Genomic DNA, 16,235 nt, shown 5'->3' on the forward strand with positions numbered 1-16,235 from the left:
GGACGTCGTCCGGCCCGAACGCGGCCCCGCCCGCGAGGACCGGGACCCCCACCATCGTGGCGGCCTCGATGAAGCGGCGGGCGTGGGGCAGCCCGCCCGCCAGCGAGCAGCTCACCGCCACCGCGACCGGGTCGAGCTTCTGTAGATGCGACGACAGGCGCTCCGCCGGGGTGGCCGCACCCAGGTAGGTCACCTCCCACCCCTGCCTGCGCAGCGCGGTCCCCACCATCAGCGCCGGCAGCGCGTGCCACTCGCGTTCCGGGCAGCCGACCACGACGCGCCCCCGGGTCACCGGGTACCACTGCCGCACCCGCTGGGCGACGCACTCGGTGACCGCCACCGAGACGCCGGTGGCGATGTGTTCCTGCGCCACCGACCACTCACCACGCTGCCAGCGCTCGCCGATCCGGTGTTGGATCGGCGCCAGCAGATCGGAGAGCACGGCCACCGGGTCGGCCCCCTCGTCGAGCGCCTGTTCGGCCATCGCGGTGGCCTGCGCGGTGTCGCCCAGAACCAGCGCCCGCTCCAACGGCCGCACCAGCTCCGTCAGGTCCCTCGCCCCCGCGCCCGACACCGCCCGCGTCACGGTCAGCTCTCGTTCCGGATCGCCAAGACCGCGATGTCGTCGTGGCCCTCGCCCCCGATGTGCTCGACCACGTGCTGCTCGACCGCCTCGCACAACGTCGCCGGGCTCGCGCCCGCGTAGTGCGGCAGCAGACGCCGCAGCCGGTCGGCGCCGAAGAACCCGTACGGGCCCCGTGCCTCGTCGACCCCGTCGGTGTAGAGCAGGAGCGTCTCCCCCGGGGCGAGCCGGAAATCCACCTCGTCGTAGGACAGGTTCGGGACGATGCCCGCCACCGTGCCGCGCGCGTCCGGTTCGTCGACGGTGCCGTCGCGGCGCAATACCAGCGGGGGTGGGTGCCCGGCCACGGCGAGGGTGGCGAGCAGGTCCCCGTCGTCGCGCCCCCGGCGCAGCCGGACGCAGGCGAGACTGACGAAGCGCTTCTCGGGCTGGGTGCGCAGCACCTCGTTCAACGTGCGCAGGACGCGGGACGGTGACCGGTCGATGTGCGCGGCCGTCCTGATCGTCTGGCGGGCCTGGCCGGTGAGCACCCCGGCGCGGATGCCTTTGCCGCACACGTCCCCGATCACCACGGTGAAGTCGTCCGAGGCGCCGTGGACGTCGTAGAAGTCGCCACCGATGTCGGTGCGTTCGGAGGAGGAACGGTACCGCGCCGCCATCCGGACCTCCGGATACTGTGGCAGCTCGGGCGGCCGCAGGGTCTCCTGCAGCGCTTCCGCCATCTCCGCCCGCTCCTCGTACAGCTTCGCCGACTGCACCGCGACGGCGACCCGGCGCCCGAACTCCTCGGTCAGCCGCACCTCACCGTCGGTGTACGCGCGGTCGGGGCCGGTGACAGTGACCAGCACGCCGTTCGTGGTGCCACCGCTGTCCAGCCCCACCGCGAGCACGCTCGACGGTTCGAGGCTCTCCGCCTGTTCCCGGAGCGACTCCAGTGGGACGAGGTCCCGCAGCACGGCCCCCAAGTCGTCGTCCCGTGCGGTGCGCAGCTCGGTGTGGCCCACGCGCTTGATCCGGGCCAGGGCACTGCCCGGGTCGAGCCTGCCGACGGGGACGGGATCAGCCGACCGTGCCCCTCCCGACCCGCCGTCCGGCCCGCCGACCACCCACGCGCCCATGTCGTCGAACACCGCGACCATCGCCCAATCCCCAAGCTGCGGGACGGCGAGGCGCACCGCGCGCAGCATCGTGCGACGGACGTTCAACGACACCGCGAGCTGCTGGGAGGAATCCTGGATGAACTTTACGGCCGCCCAGTCAGAGGCCCGGTCGCTGGATCGCTCATCCCGGCGGCGGGGTTGGCCCGGCACCCGGTCCGGAGTCTGTCGGTTCACTGCCGTGTCCACATCGAACTCCTCGGCACAACGGCGACGAATCCGACTGTACGTGACCGCGGCGCCGAGTTCGCCGCGTTGCGCGCACCGGATTTTCGTGGTTTGCCGGACTTCGGCGGTTCTTCCGGGCCGTCCTTCCCCCGGGGTGCCGGACCGGGTACGGGGGGCGACCGACCCGCGCCGGAGCACGCCACACCGCGGTCGTACACGGCCGGGAATAGTCTCGTGCCATGTTGCGGGAAGCGGCAGAGGCCCGCCGCGTCGCGGTCGTCGTCAACACGGGGTCCCGGCGCGGAGCGGAGCACTACGGGCCGGTCGTGCGCCGGCTGGCGCGCACGGGGCTGCCCGTGGTGACCACGCACGCGGTCACGGACGGGGCCGAGATGGAACCCACCCTGCGGCGGGTACTAAAGGCCGACCACGACCTGATCGTGGTCGGCGGGGGCGACGGCACCCTCAGCACCGCCGCGGGGCTGCTCGCGGGCACCGACCGCACCCTGGGCATCCTGCCGCTGGGCACCGCGAACGACTTCGCCCGGACCCTGCACGTGCCCGCCGACCCGGTCACCGCCTGTCACGCACTCGCCTCGGGCAGGGTGGTGGACGTGGACGTGGGGCGGGTGGACGGCGAACCACTGCTCAACGTCGCCTCGGTGGGCCTGGCCGTGGGCGTGACCGAGGCGTTGACCGCGCGGCTGAAGAAGTTCCTCGGCCCGCTGGCCTACCCGGTGGCCACCGCCCGCGCGTACCGGCAGCACCGGCCGTTCCGGGCCCGGCTGGAGTTCCCGGACGGCGACCACGAGCCGGTGGACCTCGACGACCTCCTCCAGGTCACGGTCGGCAACGGGCGCTACTACGGCGGGGGCAACGCCATCTCGCCCACCGCGGGCATCGACGACCACGAACTCGACCTCGTCGCCATCGTGCGCGGCAACCTGCCGGAACATGTGACGATCGCCCGCCGCCTGCGCGACGGCACGTTCGTGCGGCACGACAACGTGCACTACCTGACGACCCGGCGGGTGCGGCTGAGCACCGACCCGCCGTCGGACGTCACCGTGGACGGTGAGATCGCCGGGACCACGCCGACGCTGTTCGCGATCGAGCGCAACGCGCTGCACGTGGTGGTGCCGACCGGGAGCACCGCCGCGACCCTGGACGGTGCCCGCGCCAAACGGGACTGAGGACCACCCGCCCGCTCCGGCACCGACAGTGCCGGAGCGGGCGCGGACCGCACCTGACGGGGACTTCCGATCATGGTGTCCCCTGTCCGATACTGAGCCGGCAAGGGGGCTCGAACCCCTGACCTTCTGTTTACAAGACAGACGCTCTACCAACTGAGCTATACCGGCCGGACGCCTCCCGTGGCGACGAGGGGCTCCACTCCAACTATATCCACCGCGATCTCCGCCACAGTGGCCGCCCACCACCCGTGACGAAGCTGCTCAACGGCTTGGCAGCGACTACATTCGGTGCAGGTCACCGTACTACAACAATGTGGTATACGGCACGACCGTCGGTGTGCAACGGCCGGTGACAAGCGGCCGATGTTCTCTCGGGGATCCCGCAAGGAGGTGGAAATGAAGCTCAGGCCGCGCGCTCGTGCGGCGGCACCCAAGCGCCGGCACGCGTGGCAGATCCTGGAAGCACCGGCCGAGGAGCACACCGAGAAGCGCTCGCCGCGGCAGCAGCGCGGCGGCAGGACCCGGCAGCGAGCCTGGCAGGTTCTGGAGGCCCCGACAGGGGAACTGCCCGCGGTCCAGCCGGCACCGGAAGGGGCCATCGGACCGGAACTTCCGGACGAGGCGACCGTGCACATGGTGCTCGACCTCGTCACCCGGATCGGTGAGGTCCAGATGGCGAACGGGGCGGGTGCCTCCGACGTCACCGCCACCATCCTGACGTTGACCCGCGCGCTGGGTCTGCCGCGGTGCGAGGTCGACGTCATCTTCACCTCCGTCACGGTGAGCTGTCTCCGGGGCAGTGATCTGCCCCCGGTGACCGTGCTGCGCGTCGTCCGCTCCCGCAGCCTCGACTACACGCGGCTGTCCGAGACCGAGCGGCTCGTGCAACGCCTGATCCACAACCGGATCAGCATCGAGGACGCCTACACCGAGCTGCACCGGCTCACCACGGCCAGGCACCCCTACCCGCGCTGGGTCTCCACGCTGGCCTGGGGCGGCATGGCCGCGTTCATCACCCTGCTGCTCGGCGGCTGGGGCACCTGGGCCCCGGTGACCGCGTTCCTGATCAGTTCCGTGGTGGACCGGGTGGGGCGCGTGCTGAACCGGTACTCCCTGCCGTTCTTCTTCCAGCAGGTCGCGGGTGGGTTCGTCGCCACCCTGTCGGCCATGGTGATCGTCAACCTGGACTTCCTCGAACTGCAGAGACCCACGCTCGTGGTGGCCGCCGCGTTGACCGTGCTGCTGTCCGGCCTGTCCACCGTCTCCGCGGTGCAGGACGCCATCACCGGCTACTACGTCACCGCCGCCGGGCGGATGCTGGAGGTCGTGCTGATGAGTGCCGGGCTGATCACCGGGGTCGCGGCCGGCATCAGCATCGCGGTCCAGTTCGGCGCGTCCCGGGCGCCGGACCCGATCGCGCCTTCCACCGCCGTCGGCGAGCTGCACATCATGATGTTCGCGGGCACGGGGGCGGCGGCCTGCTTCGCGCTGGCGTCCTACTCGAAGATCCGTCCGCTGCTGGTCGCCGCGGTCGCGGGTGCGGTGGGCGCCACCGGATACGGGGTCCTGAGCTCCCTCGGGTACAACCCGATCATCGGCGCGGCCTTCGCCACCACGCTCGTCGGCCTCGGTGGCGGTGTCCTCGCCCGGAGGTTGAAGGTGACGCCGCTGGTGGTCGCCGTCTCCGGCATCACCCCGCTGTTGCCCGGGTTCGCCACCTACCGGGGCATGTCCGAACTGATCGACAACGGCACCATCACCGGACTGATGACGGCGGCCGCGATCGGCCTGGCGCTGGCCGCGGGGGTGGTGCTCGGGGAGTTCCTCGCGCAACCCGTGCGCACCGGGCTGAGCAGGCTCGAACGCAAGCTGGCGGGTCCCCGGATGGCGGGTCCGCTGGACACTGGCCGCCCGCTGGAGTAGCGCCCGCGCGATACTGTTTGAACCATGTCACCCGCCGGAAACGCCGAGTCGCACGCCCGGGCCGAGTTCGTGGTCGTGGCCAACCGTCTGCCGGTCGACCTCGAACGCGCCTCCGACGGAACCCAGCGCTGGACACAGAGCCCCGGCGGGCTCGTGTCCGCGCTGGAACCGTTCCTGCGCTCCCGCCAGGGCGCGTGGGTCGGCTGGCCCGGCGTCCCGGACGTCGAGGTGGAGGAGTTCACCGACGACGGCCTGATCCTGCACCCGGTGATGCTGACCTCGACCGACGTCCGGGACTACTACGAGGGCTTCTCCAACGCCACGCTCTGGCCGCTGTACCACGACGTGGTGGCCCGGCCGGTGTTCGACCGCAGCTGGTGGGAGAGCTACGTCCGGGTCAACCGGCGGTTCGCCGAGGCCGCCGCCGCCGTGGCGGGCGAGGGCGCGACGGTGTGGGTGCAGGACTACCAGCTCCAGTTGGTGCCCACGATGCTCCGGGAACTGCGTCCCGACCTGCGGATCGGGTTCTTCCTGCACATCCCGTTCCCGCCGGTGGAGCTGTTCATGCAGCTGCCGTGGCGGGCCGAGATCGTGCGCGGGCTGATCGGGGCCGACCTCGTCGGGTTCCACCGGCCCGGTGGTGCGCAGAACTTCCTCTGGCTGGCCCGCCAGCTGATCGGGCTGGAACCCAGCCGCGGGTCGGTCGGGGTGCGGTCCCGTCCCGGCATGGTGCAGGTCGGCGACCGCACCGTCCGGGTCGGCGCGTTCCCCATCTCGATCGACGCGGCCGGGCTGGACACGCTGTCCCGCAGCCGCGCTGTCACCGAGCGGGCCGTCGAGGTGCGGCACGAGCTCGGTGACCCGAGGACCGTGCTGCTCGGCGTCGACCGCCTCGACTACACCAAGGGCATCGACCTGCGGCTGCAGGCCTTCCACGAACTGCTGCAGGAGGGGCGGGTCAAACCCGAGGACGTCACGTTCGTCCAGCTCGCCACGCCGAGCCGCGAGCGCGTCGAGCACTACCAGCGCATGCGCAGCGACATCGAGCAGATGGTGGGCCGGATCAACGGCGAGTTCGCCCGGGTCGGCAGGCCGGTGGTGCACTACCTGCACCAGTCGGTGAACCGCTCGGAGCTCGCCGCGTTCTTCGCCGCCGCGGACGTCATGGTGGTCACCCCGCTGCGGGACGGGATGAACCTGGTCTGCAAGGAGTACGTCGCCGCCCGGCACGACCTCGGCGGTGCCCTCCTGCTCTCCGAGTTCGCCGGTGCGGCGGCCGAGCTGAACAGCGCCTTCCTGGTCAACCCGCACGACCTGGACGGGGTGAAGAACGCCCTCGAACAAGCTATTACTCTCGACCCGGCGGAAGGGCGGCGCCGGATGCGCGCCTTGCGCCGTCAGGTCCTGACGCACGACGTGGACAGGTGGGCACGCTCGTTCCTCGACGCGCTCGGGACCGAAACGGCCTCCTGACGTCCCCCGGACTGACTGTGTAGCTCCCCTGAAGGAGGAGTGTTGACCGCTGAGGCCCTGCCTGCTGAGCTGCGGCGCGCGATAGTGCAGATCGCCAGGACGCCGCGCCTGCTGGTCGCCTGCGATTACGACGGGACGCTGGCGCCGATCACGACCCAACCGGAGGACGCCCGCGCCCGCCCGGAATCTGTCGGCGCGCTGCGGTCGTTGGCGTCGCTGCACGAAACCACCACCGCGGTGATCTCCGGACGCGCCCTGCGGGATCTCGCCATCCTCTCCCGGTTGCCCGCCGAGGTGCACCTCGTCGGCAGCCACGGTTCCGAGTTCGACATCGGGTTCGTGCATGCGTTGGACCCCGGGTCGCGCGAGCTCCACCGCGCGGTCCAAGCCGAGGTGGAGCGGATCACCGACGGCGTCTCCGGGGTGGCCCTGGAGGCCAAACCGGCGGGGGTCGCCGTCCACGTGCGCCGCGCCGACCGCGACGAGGCCCGCCGGGTCGTCGACGCCGTCCACGCGGGACCCTGCACCTGGGACGGCGTGACGACGACCGACGGCAAGGAGGTCGTCGAGCTGTCGGTCGTGCGCACCGACAAGGGGCAGGCCCTCGACACCCTGCGCCACCAGGCGGGCGCCACCGCCGCGGTGTTCCTCGGCGATGACGTCACCGACGAGAAGGCGTTCGCCCGGCTGACCGGACCCGACCTCGGGGTGAAGGTCGGTGACGGGGAGACGCTGGCCCAGTACCGCATCGCCGACACCACCGACGTCGCCACCGTGCTCGCGTTCCTGGTGGAGGAACGGCGCAACTGGCTCTACGGCAAACAGGCCCCGCCCATCGAACGGCTGTCGATGCTGGCCAGTGAGCGGTCGGTGGCGCTTCTGACGCCGGACGCGAAGCTGACGTGGCTGTGCCACCCCGGCCCGGACGCGCCCGCCGTGTTCGCCGACCTGCTCGGCGGGGAGGGCGCGGGGCACTTCTCGGTGAAGCCGCACCGCAACGGTCTGCCGCTGGGGCAGCGTTACCTTCCGAACACCATGACCGTGGAGACCCGCTGGTCGCGGCTGCTGGTCACGGACTACCTGGAGCCGGAGAGCCCCCCGCACCGCACCGATCTGGTACGGGTGATCAGTGGGGAGACGACGGCGTCGCTGGTCTTCGCGCCGCGGCCGGAGTTCGGCGGGGTGCCGGTGCGGCTGCTGCGGGAGGAGGACGGGCTGCGGGTGCTCGGCACGTCCGAGCCGTTCGTGCTGCGCTCGCCGGGTGTGCAGTGGGAGATCACCAACGACGGGCTGAACGACACCGCGACCGCGCTCGTCGACCTGGAGCCGGACCGGCCCGCGGTGCTGGAGCTGCGGTGCGGCACCACCGACCTCGGCCCGCACGACCTGCCCGAGGTGGACCGCCGTGCGCGGGCGGGCCGGTACTGGAGCGAGTGGGCCACGACGCTGAAGCTCCCACAGGTGGCGCCCGACCTCGTCGCCCGGTCGGCGCTGACCCTGCGTGGACTCGCCGACGCCGACACCGGCGGTGTGATGGCCGCGGCCACCAGCTCTCTGCCCGAGGAGATCGGCGGGGTGCGCAACTGGGACTATCGCTACTGCTGGATCCGCGACGGCGCGATGACCGTGCGCGAGCTGGTCACCCTCGGCTCACTGGACGAGGCCGAGGGGTTCCTGCGCTGGCTGCACGGGGTGCTGTCCACGCTGGCCGGTCCGGAACGGTTGCACCCGCTGTACACGCTGGCCGGGACGCAGATCGGCGCGGAGGCTGTGATCGACTCGCTGCCCGGTTACAAGGGGTCGCGCCCGGTCCGGGTCGGCAACCTCGCCAACCATCAGGTGCAGCTCGACGTGTTCGGGCCCGTGGTGGAGCTGGTGATGACCCTGGCCGAGGCGCGCGGCGAACTGCGCGACGAGGACTGGCAGATGGTGCGGGCGATGGCGGAGGCCGTCACCCGCCGCTGGTCCGAGCCCGACCACGGCATCTGGGAGGAACGCCACGTGCCGCGGCACCGGGTGTACTCCCGGGTGATGTGCTGGGTGACGATCGACCGCGCGATCAAGCTCGCCGAGATCTACGGCCGTCCGGTGCCCACGGGCTGGCCGGAGCTGCGCGACGAGATCGCCGCCGACGTGCTCGAGAACGGGTGGAACCCGACGGTGCACGCCTACACCACCGCCTACGACGGCACCGACCTCGACGCCGCATCGCTGTTCGTCGGCCTGTCCGGGCTGCTGGACCCGCAGGACGAGCGGTTCCAGTCGACCGTGACGGCGATCGAGGCGGAGCTGCGCAGCGGGTCGACGGTGTACCGCTACCACCGCGACGACGGCCTGCCCGGCGAGGAGGGCGGCTTCCACCTGTGCGCGGCGTGGATGATCGAGGCGTACCTGCTCAGCGGCCGCCGCACCGAGGCGCAGGAACTGTTCGAGCAGATGATGGACGCGGCGGGCCCGACCGGCCTCCTGCCGGAACAGTACGACCCGGTCGCCGAACGCTCCCTCGGCAACCACCCCCAAGCCTACTCCCACATCGGCCTCATCCGCTGCGCCCGCCTCCTCTCGGAGACCTGACCGGGGTGTTGTGCCGTGAAGGGCACTTTCCCTGCGCTGGATGCAGGGAAAGTGCCCCTCGCTGCCTCAAACGCAGGGAATGTGCCCCTCACGACCAACGAGCGAGCGGGCCGTGTCGGCTCGATCCCACTCAGCTGCGGAGGTTCACCCGGGGGCGGGGACGGGCCGCGGCCGCTCGATAAGCCGCCTCCACTTCACCGAGTACCGCCGCTGTGTCCTCGATCAGACGTGAAGGCAACGTCTGCACGACGGCGACGCCGGCCTGTGCGTAGCGACTGTTTCGAGCAACCGTCTTCGCGTGATCGCTACGCGCGTAGTGGAACTCCATCGAGTCGATCTCCCAGGCCAGGCCGACGTCATCCCACCAGGCATCCGGGCGGGCAAGATAGGTGCCGTCCTCGGTGTGCAGAACCGGGTTCCAATGTGTCGGCGGGACAGCGAGTCGGGAAGCGGCCCGGCGGCCGTGTAGCTCGGAGACCGAACGCAGGTTGTCGATCTCGCCGAGCACCCGGCGGGGGATCGCTGTTCCACGTTGTGAACCTCGGTCGAGCTCCGCACGGAGAGCCCGCGTAGTGCAGCCGCCATGCTGCACCGACTCGATCAGGAGTTTGGCGATCGGTCCCGACGACCGCACGCGACGTACGGAGTCGAGAACCGCCCGGACAACCGGGGCCAAGGGAATCCGCCCCCGCACAGTTGCTCTCGGCATTCGACGGGTGCGTTCTATGGTGACAAAGCCACTGCTCACGATGCGGTCGTCATGGGGGATCAGCAGGTGTAGCCGCTCGCCGTCCGAACGGTCGACCCGCAGACCATGCCGCCGACACGCCTCCGCACCCGTCAGAACGGCGTCGGGCCCGGCATAGAGCAAAGCGGCCGTGATCATCTGTTCTCGGGTCGGTGCTGAATTCTGCAGCATGACGACCCCGGGGAGAAGCCACGTCCAGGGCCCTCCGGGAAGGCATCGTCGATACACGGACGAGCTCCCCATTCCCTCGGCCTCAAGCTCAGCCACCCGCAGGACCCGGTTCCGGCTGCGCTGCGACAACATCTCGGTCAGGTCATTCCAACGCCCTCTTCGCACCCCTTCACCGTCGGCCGCGGCAGCCGGTCACGTCATCCCGACTCCCCGCCCCCTGTGGACAACTACCCCACTGTGGACGACTGGAGGGGCGGCGTGAGGGGCACTTTCCCTGCGTCACGTGCAGTGAATGTGCCCCTCACGGCACCACATGCAGGGAAAGTGCCCCTCACGGCACAACACCGGCGGCGCGAGCGGGGAAGGTCAGAGGGTGTTGAGGGCTTCGGCGAGGTTGGTGACTTCGCGGGTCTTGATGCCGTCCGGGAGGGGGCCCGCGTCCGGGGGGACGAAGGCGTGGGTGAAACCGAGGCGCGCCGCCTCGGCCAGGCGGCGGCCGACGCCGGTCACCCGGCGGATCTCCCCCGCGAGGCCGACCTCGCCGATCGCCACCAGCCGCGGCGACAACGCCCGGTCGCTCATCGCCGACCACACCGCCAGCGCGACGGCGAGGTCCACCGCCGGTTCGGTCACCTTCATTCCGCCGACGGTGGCGGTGTAGACGTCCTTACCGCCGAGCGGGTGGCCGGTGCGCTTCTCCAGCACCGCCAGCACCATGCTCACCCGGGAGGAGTCGAGCCCGCTGACGGCGCGGCGGGGCTGTGGCAGGGCGGAATCGGCCACGAGGGCCTGCACTTCCCCCAGCAGGGGTCGCTTGCCCTCGACGGTGACGGTGACGGCGGTGCCCGGGACCGCCTCGGCGTGCCGGTTCAGGAACAGCCCGGACGGGTCGGCGACACCGACGATGCCCTCGTCGTGCAGCTCGAAACAGCCGATCTCGTCCGCGGCACCGAAGCGGTTCTTCACCCCGCGAACCATCCGCAGCGTCGAGTGCTTGTCCCCCTCGAACTGAAGCACGACATCCACCAGATGCTCCAGCACCCGCGGCCCGGCGACCGAGCCCTCCTTGGTCACGTGCCCGACGAGCACCACCGGCAGGCCCCGCTCCTTGGCCAGTGCCACCAGCGCGGACGCCACGGCCCGCACCTGCGTCACGCCGCCGGGTGCACCCTCGGCCTGGGGAGACGACATCGTCTGCACCGAGTCCACGATCAACAGCCCGGGCTTGACGTCGTCGACGTGGCCGAACACCGCGGAGAGGTCGCTCTCGGCGGCCAGGTACATCCGCTCGGCGACATTGCCGGTGCGCTCGGCGCGCAACCGCACCTGGCCGGCCGACTCCTCCCCCGTCACGTACAGCGCGCTGGTGCCGCTGTGCGTCGCCCACTGATGGGTGACCTCCAGCAGCAGCGTCGACTTGCCGACGCCGGGTTCCCCGGCGAGCAGCGTCACCGCGCCGGGGACGAAGCCGCCGCCGAGCACCCGGTCCAGCTCGGCCACCCCGGTGGGACGGGCGCGGGAGGTCTCGACGTCGACCTCGGAGATCGGCTTCGCGGGTGAGCTCGGCGCGCCGGCCGCGACCTGAGCCACCGGCGATTTCGTCGGGGCGGAGCGCTCCTCGATCGTGCCCCAGGCGTGACACTCCGGGCAGCGGCCCACCCACTTCGCGACGTCGAGGCCGCACTCCGCACAGCGGTAGCTCGTGCCCTTCCTGACCACACCCAGACGCTAACGCCCCCCACCGACGATCCCGGAGGCACCTCGCGGACACACCGCGCGCCGTCATGCCGTGAGGGGCACTTTCCCTGCATCACACGCAGCGAAAGTGCCCCTCACGGCATCCGACGCAGGGAAAGTGCCCTTCACGGCACAACCGCGGTAAGGCTCAGTGGCCGCCTTCCGGCGCCGGGGAAGGGGTAACGTCGAAGCGTGGGGTGTCCGGGATGGTGGCGGGCATGTCGAAGGTGACCCGGCCCGCCTCGCGGAAGGTGAGCGTCATGGTCACCGTCTGGCTCGGGCGCACGTCCCGGTTGAGCCCCTGCAGGGTCATGTCCGCCCGTGTTTGGATCTCCAGCTCGGGCCGCGGCACCCCGGCCGCCTGCGGTTCCGGCGCGATCACGAGCGCCCCCTGGGCGGGCACCTCGCGCGAACCGTTCAGTACGACGTTGGCCGCCGCGTCGGTGCTCGCCGACACCAGCGTGTCGTCCCGCAGCTCGGACTCGTTGACCAGGTACATGGCCACGCCCGGGCTCGTGCCCGCACGGTAGAGGGGGTCGTCGCCCTCGGGGTAGGCGAGTTCGGCCTTACGGATGGCGATGTCGCCGGCCTGGGCGCGGGTTCCGTTGATCGTCGCGACCTGGGAGTCCGTCTGCGTGATCTGGCCCGCCGCGCAACCGGAGACGAGCAGTGCGGCACCGACGGCGACCACGGCCGCGGACACCATGCGACGTTTCACTTCTCCGAGTCCCTTCTCCCCGAGGCTACCTCTCCGGGAGAGTATCCGCAGCGCGACCGTGCGCGTCATCGGGTGCCCCGGACGTGTGGCGCACCTTTCACCGCGCCGGTCGCCCCGGTCCGGAATGGACCTCCCCGCGCGCGCCCGGCTCCCGCGGCCCCACCTGCGTGAGTATGCGGATCACGTGTTTGTCAACCCCTCGACCGGCCGGCTCAGGCCACTGACCTGCGAGGACGAGGCCGGGTGCCTGGTTCGGCCGCGAAACCGCGTGCTAGGATGGGGACAGCGAAAGGGGCAGAGGACACATGGTTTTCAAGGTCGGAGAGACCGTCGTCTACCCGCACCACGGTGCCGCACTCATCGAAGCAATCGAGACCCGCGTGATCAAGGGCGAGGAGAAACAGTACCTCGTGCTGAAGGTCGCGCAAGGCGATCTCACGGTTCGCGTCCCCGCCGACAACGCCGAGGTGGTCGGTGTGCGTGACGTGGTCAACCAGGACGGCTTGAACCACGTCTTCGACGTGTTGCGGACACCGCACACCGACGAACCGACGAACTGGTCTCGGCGGTACAAGGCCAACGTGGAGAAGCTCGCCTCGGGCGACGTGAACAAGGTGGCCGAAGTGGTGCGCGACCTGTGGCGGCGGGAGAAGGACCGTGGCTTGTCCGCGGGAGAGAAGCGCATGTTGGCCAAGGCGCGGCAGATCCTGGTCAGTGAGCTCGCCCTCGCCGAGGGCACCGATGAAGGCAAGGCCGAGGTGCTGCTGGACGAGGTGCTCGACACCACGGTGGTCTGACGGCTCTGAACGTCTTCGCACTGATCCCTCTCGGAGCGGGGGACGTCCCCGGCTCGGGTGCACTCGCCGAGGTGTGTGACACATCACTGCTGAGGCACTGCGTGCGGGCACTGTCCCGGTCGGGGTGTGTCGAACGGGTCGTCGTGGCGGGACCACCCGGCACGGTGGCCGACTACCGCGACGTCGGCACCTCCGCGGTCCCGGCCTCCGCGGGCGTCGACCGCTGCCCGGTGGAGGTCGTCCCGGGTACGGACGACCGTGTCGGCTCGCTGCGGTCCGCGTGGAACGCCGTGGCGCCCGGACCGGGAGACGTCGTACTGCTGCACGACGTCGAGTACCCGTGTACGCCGCCGGAGACGGTCCGCGCGGTCGTGGAGGCCCTGCGCGCCGGGGCCGGGGCGGTGGTGCCGGTCGAGGCGGTCACCGACACGGTCAAGCGCACCGCCCCCGACGACCTGCTGCTGGGCACGCGGGATCGGGACGGTCTGCGCCGGACGCTGGCGCCGTGGGGATTCACCGCCGACGCGCTCGCCGACGCCGACCTCGCCGACCCCCTGACCACCTGCGGCACGGCCGTCCACACGGTGCCGGGACACCCCCACGGGATGCGGGTGCGCACGGCCTTCGACCGCACCGTGCTGGAGGCGCTGCTGCAGGCGGAGGGAGAACCATGAGGATCGGCCAGGGCGTCGACGTCCACCCCGTCGAGGTGGGCCGGGAGTGCTGGATCGCCGGGCTGCACTGGCCGGGTGTGAACGGCTGCACGGGTCACTCGGACGGTGACGTGGCCGCGCACGCGTTGTGTGACGCGCTGCTGTCGGCGGCCGGGCTGGGTGATCTCGGCTCGGTGTTCGGCACGGGCGACGATCGTTGGGCCGGCGCGCACGGCACCGAGCTCGTGACGGAGGTGCGCGGCCGGGTCGGGACGGCCGGCTACCGCCTGGGCAACGCCGTCGTGCAGGTGATCGGCAACGCTCCGCGGATCGGCCCCCGCCGCGCGGAGGCCGAGGAGACACTCGGCACGGCGGCAGGCGGGCCGGTGGCCGTGTCCGCGACGACCAGCGACGGTCTCGGCCTCACCGGACGCGGTGAGGGCCTCGCGGCAGTCGCGAGCGCGCTGCTGCTGCCGCGGGACGGGGAGCCGCGGTGAGCGTCGACGCGGTGCTGTTCGACTTCTCCGGCACCCTGTTCCGGCTGGAGCACGACCCCGACTGGCTGACCGACGTCACCGACCACGACGGTGACCCGCTCGACGTCGAGGCGCAGACCGAGCTGCTGCGGAGGATGACCGCGCCGGTGACGTTGACCGTCGACCTCGACGACGAGCACCGGCACGCCTGGGAGAACCGCGACCTGGACCCGGCGCTGCACCGGAAGGTGTACCTGGAGGTGCTGCGGCAGTCCGGTGTCCCGGGGGTGGAACAGGCGAAGGCGCTCTACCGCAGGCTCGTGGACCCGTCCGAATGGACGCCCTACCCCGACGCGGGGACCGTGCTCGGGGCGCTGTCCGGACGCGGGGTGTCGGTGGGGGTGCTGAGCAACATCGCCTTCGACATCCGGCCCGCCTTCGCCGCGCACGGGCTGGACGCCCACGTCGACGAGTTCGTGCTCTCCTACGAGGTGGGCGCGATCAAACCCGACCCGGCCGTCTTCCGCCTGCTGCTGGACCGGCTCGGCGTGGCCCCCGAGCGGACCCTCATGGTGGGCGACAGCGCGGAGGCCGACGGCGGCGCCCGCCGTCTGGGCTGCGCGTTCGCGCAGGTGGAACCGCTCCCGACAGCGGAGCGGACGGACGGATTGCTGGCCGCCCTGCGCGACCACGCCGCGCTGTAGACCCGTACCATCTGACGACGTGGCCCTTCGACTGTTCGACACCGCGACCAGGCAGGTGCGCGAGTTCACGCCCGCGCGGACCGGCACGGCGACCATGTACGTCTGCGGGGCCACCGTGCAGGGCGTCCCGCACATCGGGCACGTCCGGGGTGCGCTGAACTACGACGTGCTGCGTCGCTGGCTCGTCCACAACGGAATGGACGTGCTGCTGGTCCGCAATGTCACCGACATCGACGACAAGATCATCGCCAAGGCCGCCGACGCGGGCAGGCCCTGGTGGGAGTGGGCGGCCACGCACGAGCGGGCGTTCGAGGAGGCCTTCGACGCGCTGGGCTGCCTGCCCGCCTCCGCGACCCCGCGCGCGACCGGGCACATCACCCAGATGATCGAGCTGATCCAGCGGCTGCTCGACCGCGGACACGCCTACGCCGAGGGCGGCGACGTCTACTTCTCGGTGGGCTCGTTCGGCGACTACGGTGTGCTGTCCAACCAGCGCCCGGACGAGGTGCAGCAGGGCGAGTCGCAGACCGGCACCAAGCGCGACCCCCGCGACTTCACCCTGTGGAAGGGCAGCAAGCCGGGGGAGCCGTCCTGGCCGACGCCGTGGGGCGACGGGCGGCCCGGCTGGCACCTGGAGTGCTCGGCGATGGCCACGACCTACCTCGGCTCGGAGTTCGACATCCACGGCGGCGGGGTGGACCTGGTCTTCCCGCACCACGAGAACGAACGGGCGCAGTCGCACGCCGCGGGCGACGGCTTCGCGCGGTACTGGCTGCACAACGCCTGGGTGACCCTGTCCGGCGAGAAGATGTCGAAGTCGCTGGGCAACATCGTCTCGATCCCGCAGATGCTGCGCAGGCACCGTCCGGTGGAGCTGCGCTTCTACCTGATCCAGCCGCACTACCGCTCCACCATCGAATACTCGGACGAGGCACTGTCCGAGTCGGCGCACGGCTACCGGCGGATCGAGCAGTTCCTGCGCCGGGTGGCCGGCCAGGCCGGTGCGGTACCCGTCGGCGCGGTCCCCGCCGAGTTCGGCGACGCGCTCGACGACGACCTCGGCACCCCGCAGGCGTTCGCGGCCCTGCACAACACCGTCCGGGACGGCAACGCCGCGCTCGACGCGGGCGACGACGCCAAGGCGGCGGAGCTGGCCGCCA

At 71.3% G+C, this 16,235-nt stretch carries 14 protein-coding genes and 1 tRNA gene; 9 read left to right on the forward strand and 6 right to left on the reverse strand.

What is annotated here, in order from left to right; all coding sequences use genetic code 11:
* Together SACHA_RS21565 and SACHA_RS0111025 are read right to left on the reverse strand one after the other, a co-directional pair.
* On the reverse strand, nt 1–586 hold a 586-nt coding region (locus tag SACHA_RS21565), incomplete at its 3' end, for a cobalamin B12-binding domain-containing protein (RefSeq protein WP_019809679.1).
* 2 nt (nt 587–588) lie between these two features.
* Entirely contained in the window at nt 589–1,929 is a 1,341-nt protein-coding gene (locus tag SACHA_RS0111025) for a PP2C family protein-serine/threonine phosphatase (RefSeq protein WP_028663079.1), read from the reverse strand.
* A 218-nt stretch (nt 1,930–2,147) separates the two neighbouring features.
* On the opposite strand from SACHA_RS0111025, the gene SACHA_RS0111030 reads away from it, so the two are divergent.
* Complete coding sequence (locus tag SACHA_RS0111030; RefSeq protein ID WP_019809683.1) at nt 2,148–3,101, forward strand: lipid kinase; 954 nt, start codon at nt 2,148–2,150, stop codon at nt 3,099–3,101.
* Nucleotides 3,102–3,196: 95 nt separating this feature from the next.
* Here SACHA_RS0111030 and SACHA_RS0111035 read toward each other — a convergent pair.
* Nucleotides 3,197–3,269 (reverse strand) — tRNA-Thr (locus SACHA_RS0111035).
* A 228-nt stretch (nt 3,270–3,497) separates the two neighbouring features.
* Between SACHA_RS0111035 and SACHA_RS0111040 the strand changes: the two genes are divergently transcribed.
* From SACHA_RS0111040 to otsB, 3 genes are read left to right on the forward strand one after another with little or no spacing between them, the layout of a single operon-like run.
* The gene (locus SACHA_RS0111040; protein ID WP_019809685.1) at nt 3,498–5,024 is read left to right on the forward strand and encodes a threonine/serine exporter family protein; all 1,527 of its coding nucleotides are present in this window, start codon (nt 3,498–3,500) and stop codon (nt 5,022–5,024) included.
* 24 nt (nt 5,025–5,048) lie between these two features.
* Nucleotides 5,049–6,497: an alpha,alpha-trehalose-phosphate synthase (UDP-forming) gene (locus SACHA_RS0111045; protein WP_019809687.1), complete on the forward strand. Its 1,449-nt coding sequence runs from the start codon at nt 5,049–5,051 to the stop codon at nt 6,495–6,497.
* Nucleotides 6,498–6,539: 42 nt separating this feature from the next.
* On the forward strand, nt 6,540–9,071 hold the full coding sequence (gene otsB / locus SACHA_RS0111050) for a trehalose-phosphatase (protein ID WP_028663081.1): 2,532 nt from the start codon (nt 6,540–6,542) through the stop codon (nt 9,069–9,071).
* 130 nt (nt 9,072–9,201) lie between these two features.
* Here the strand turns inward: otsB and SACHA_RS0111055 are convergent, their stop codons facing one another.
* The 3 genes from SACHA_RS0111055 to SACHA_RS0111065 all read right to left on the reverse strand — a co-directional run bounded on the left by SACHA_RS0111055 (nt 9,202) and on the right by SACHA_RS0111065 (nt 12,514).
* Nucleotides 9,202–9,990, reverse strand: coding sequence for a hypothetical protein (locus tag SACHA_RS0111055; RefSeq protein ID WP_332253611.1), 789 nt, complete (start codon nt 9,988–9,990; stop codon nt 9,202–9,204).
* Nucleotides 9,991–10,356: 366 nt separating this feature from the next.
* Complete coding sequence (gene radA, locus SACHA_RS0111060) at nt 10,357–11,709, reverse strand: DNA repair protein RadA (protein ID WP_020628617.1); 1,353 nt, start codon at nt 11,707–11,709, stop codon at nt 10,357–10,359.
* 166 nt (nt 11,710–11,875) lie between these two features.
* Nucleotides 11,876–12,514: a copper chaperone PCu(A)C gene (locus tag SACHA_RS0111065; RefSeq protein ID WP_028663083.1), complete on the reverse strand. Its 639-nt coding sequence runs from the start codon at nt 12,512–12,514 to the stop codon at nt 11,876–11,878.
* Nucleotides 12,515–12,750: 236 nt separating this feature from the next.
* Here SACHA_RS0111065 and SACHA_RS0111070 point away from each other — a divergent pair, with 236 nt between their 5' ends.
* The 5 genes from SACHA_RS0111070 to cysS form a co-directional block, all read left to right on the forward strand.
* Nucleotides 12,751–13,242, forward strand: a complete 492-nt coding sequence (locus tag SACHA_RS0111070; RefSeq protein WP_007023093.1) for a CarD family transcriptional regulator — start codon at nt 12,751–12,753, stop codon at nt 13,240–13,242.
* 71 nt (nt 13,243–13,313) lie between these two features.
* On the forward strand, nt 13,314–13,916 hold the full coding sequence (locus SACHA_RS0111075; RefSeq protein WP_232211858.1) for an IspD/TarI family cytidylyltransferase: 603 nt from the start codon (nt 13,314–13,316) through the stop codon (nt 13,914–13,916).
* Nucleotides 13,913–14,392, forward strand: coding sequence for a 2-C-methyl-D-erythritol 2,4-cyclodiphosphate synthase (gene ispF, locus SACHA_RS0111080; RefSeq protein ID WP_019809701.1), 480 nt, complete (start codon nt 13,913–13,915; stop codon nt 14,390–14,392). Before SACHA_RS0111075 ends, ispF begins: the two co-directional genes overlap by 4 nt.
* Nucleotides 14,389–15,075: an HAD family hydrolase gene (locus SACHA_RS0111085; RefSeq protein ID WP_019809703.1), complete on the forward strand. Its 687-nt coding sequence runs from the start codon at nt 14,389–14,391 to the stop codon at nt 15,073–15,075. Before ispF ends, SACHA_RS0111085 begins: the two co-directional genes overlap by 4 nt.
* A 19-nt stretch (nt 15,076–15,094) precedes the next feature.
* Nucleotides 15,095–16,235 (forward strand): cysteine--tRNA ligase (gene cysS, locus SACHA_RS21570; protein WP_019809705.1); only part of this gene is annotated, 1,141 nt, incomplete at its 3' end.

This window comes from Saccharomonospora halophila 8, from assembly GCF_000383775.1.
GTDB lineage: Bacteria > Actinomycetota > Actinomycetes > Mycobacteriales > Pseudonocardiaceae > Saccharomonospora > Saccharomonospora halophila.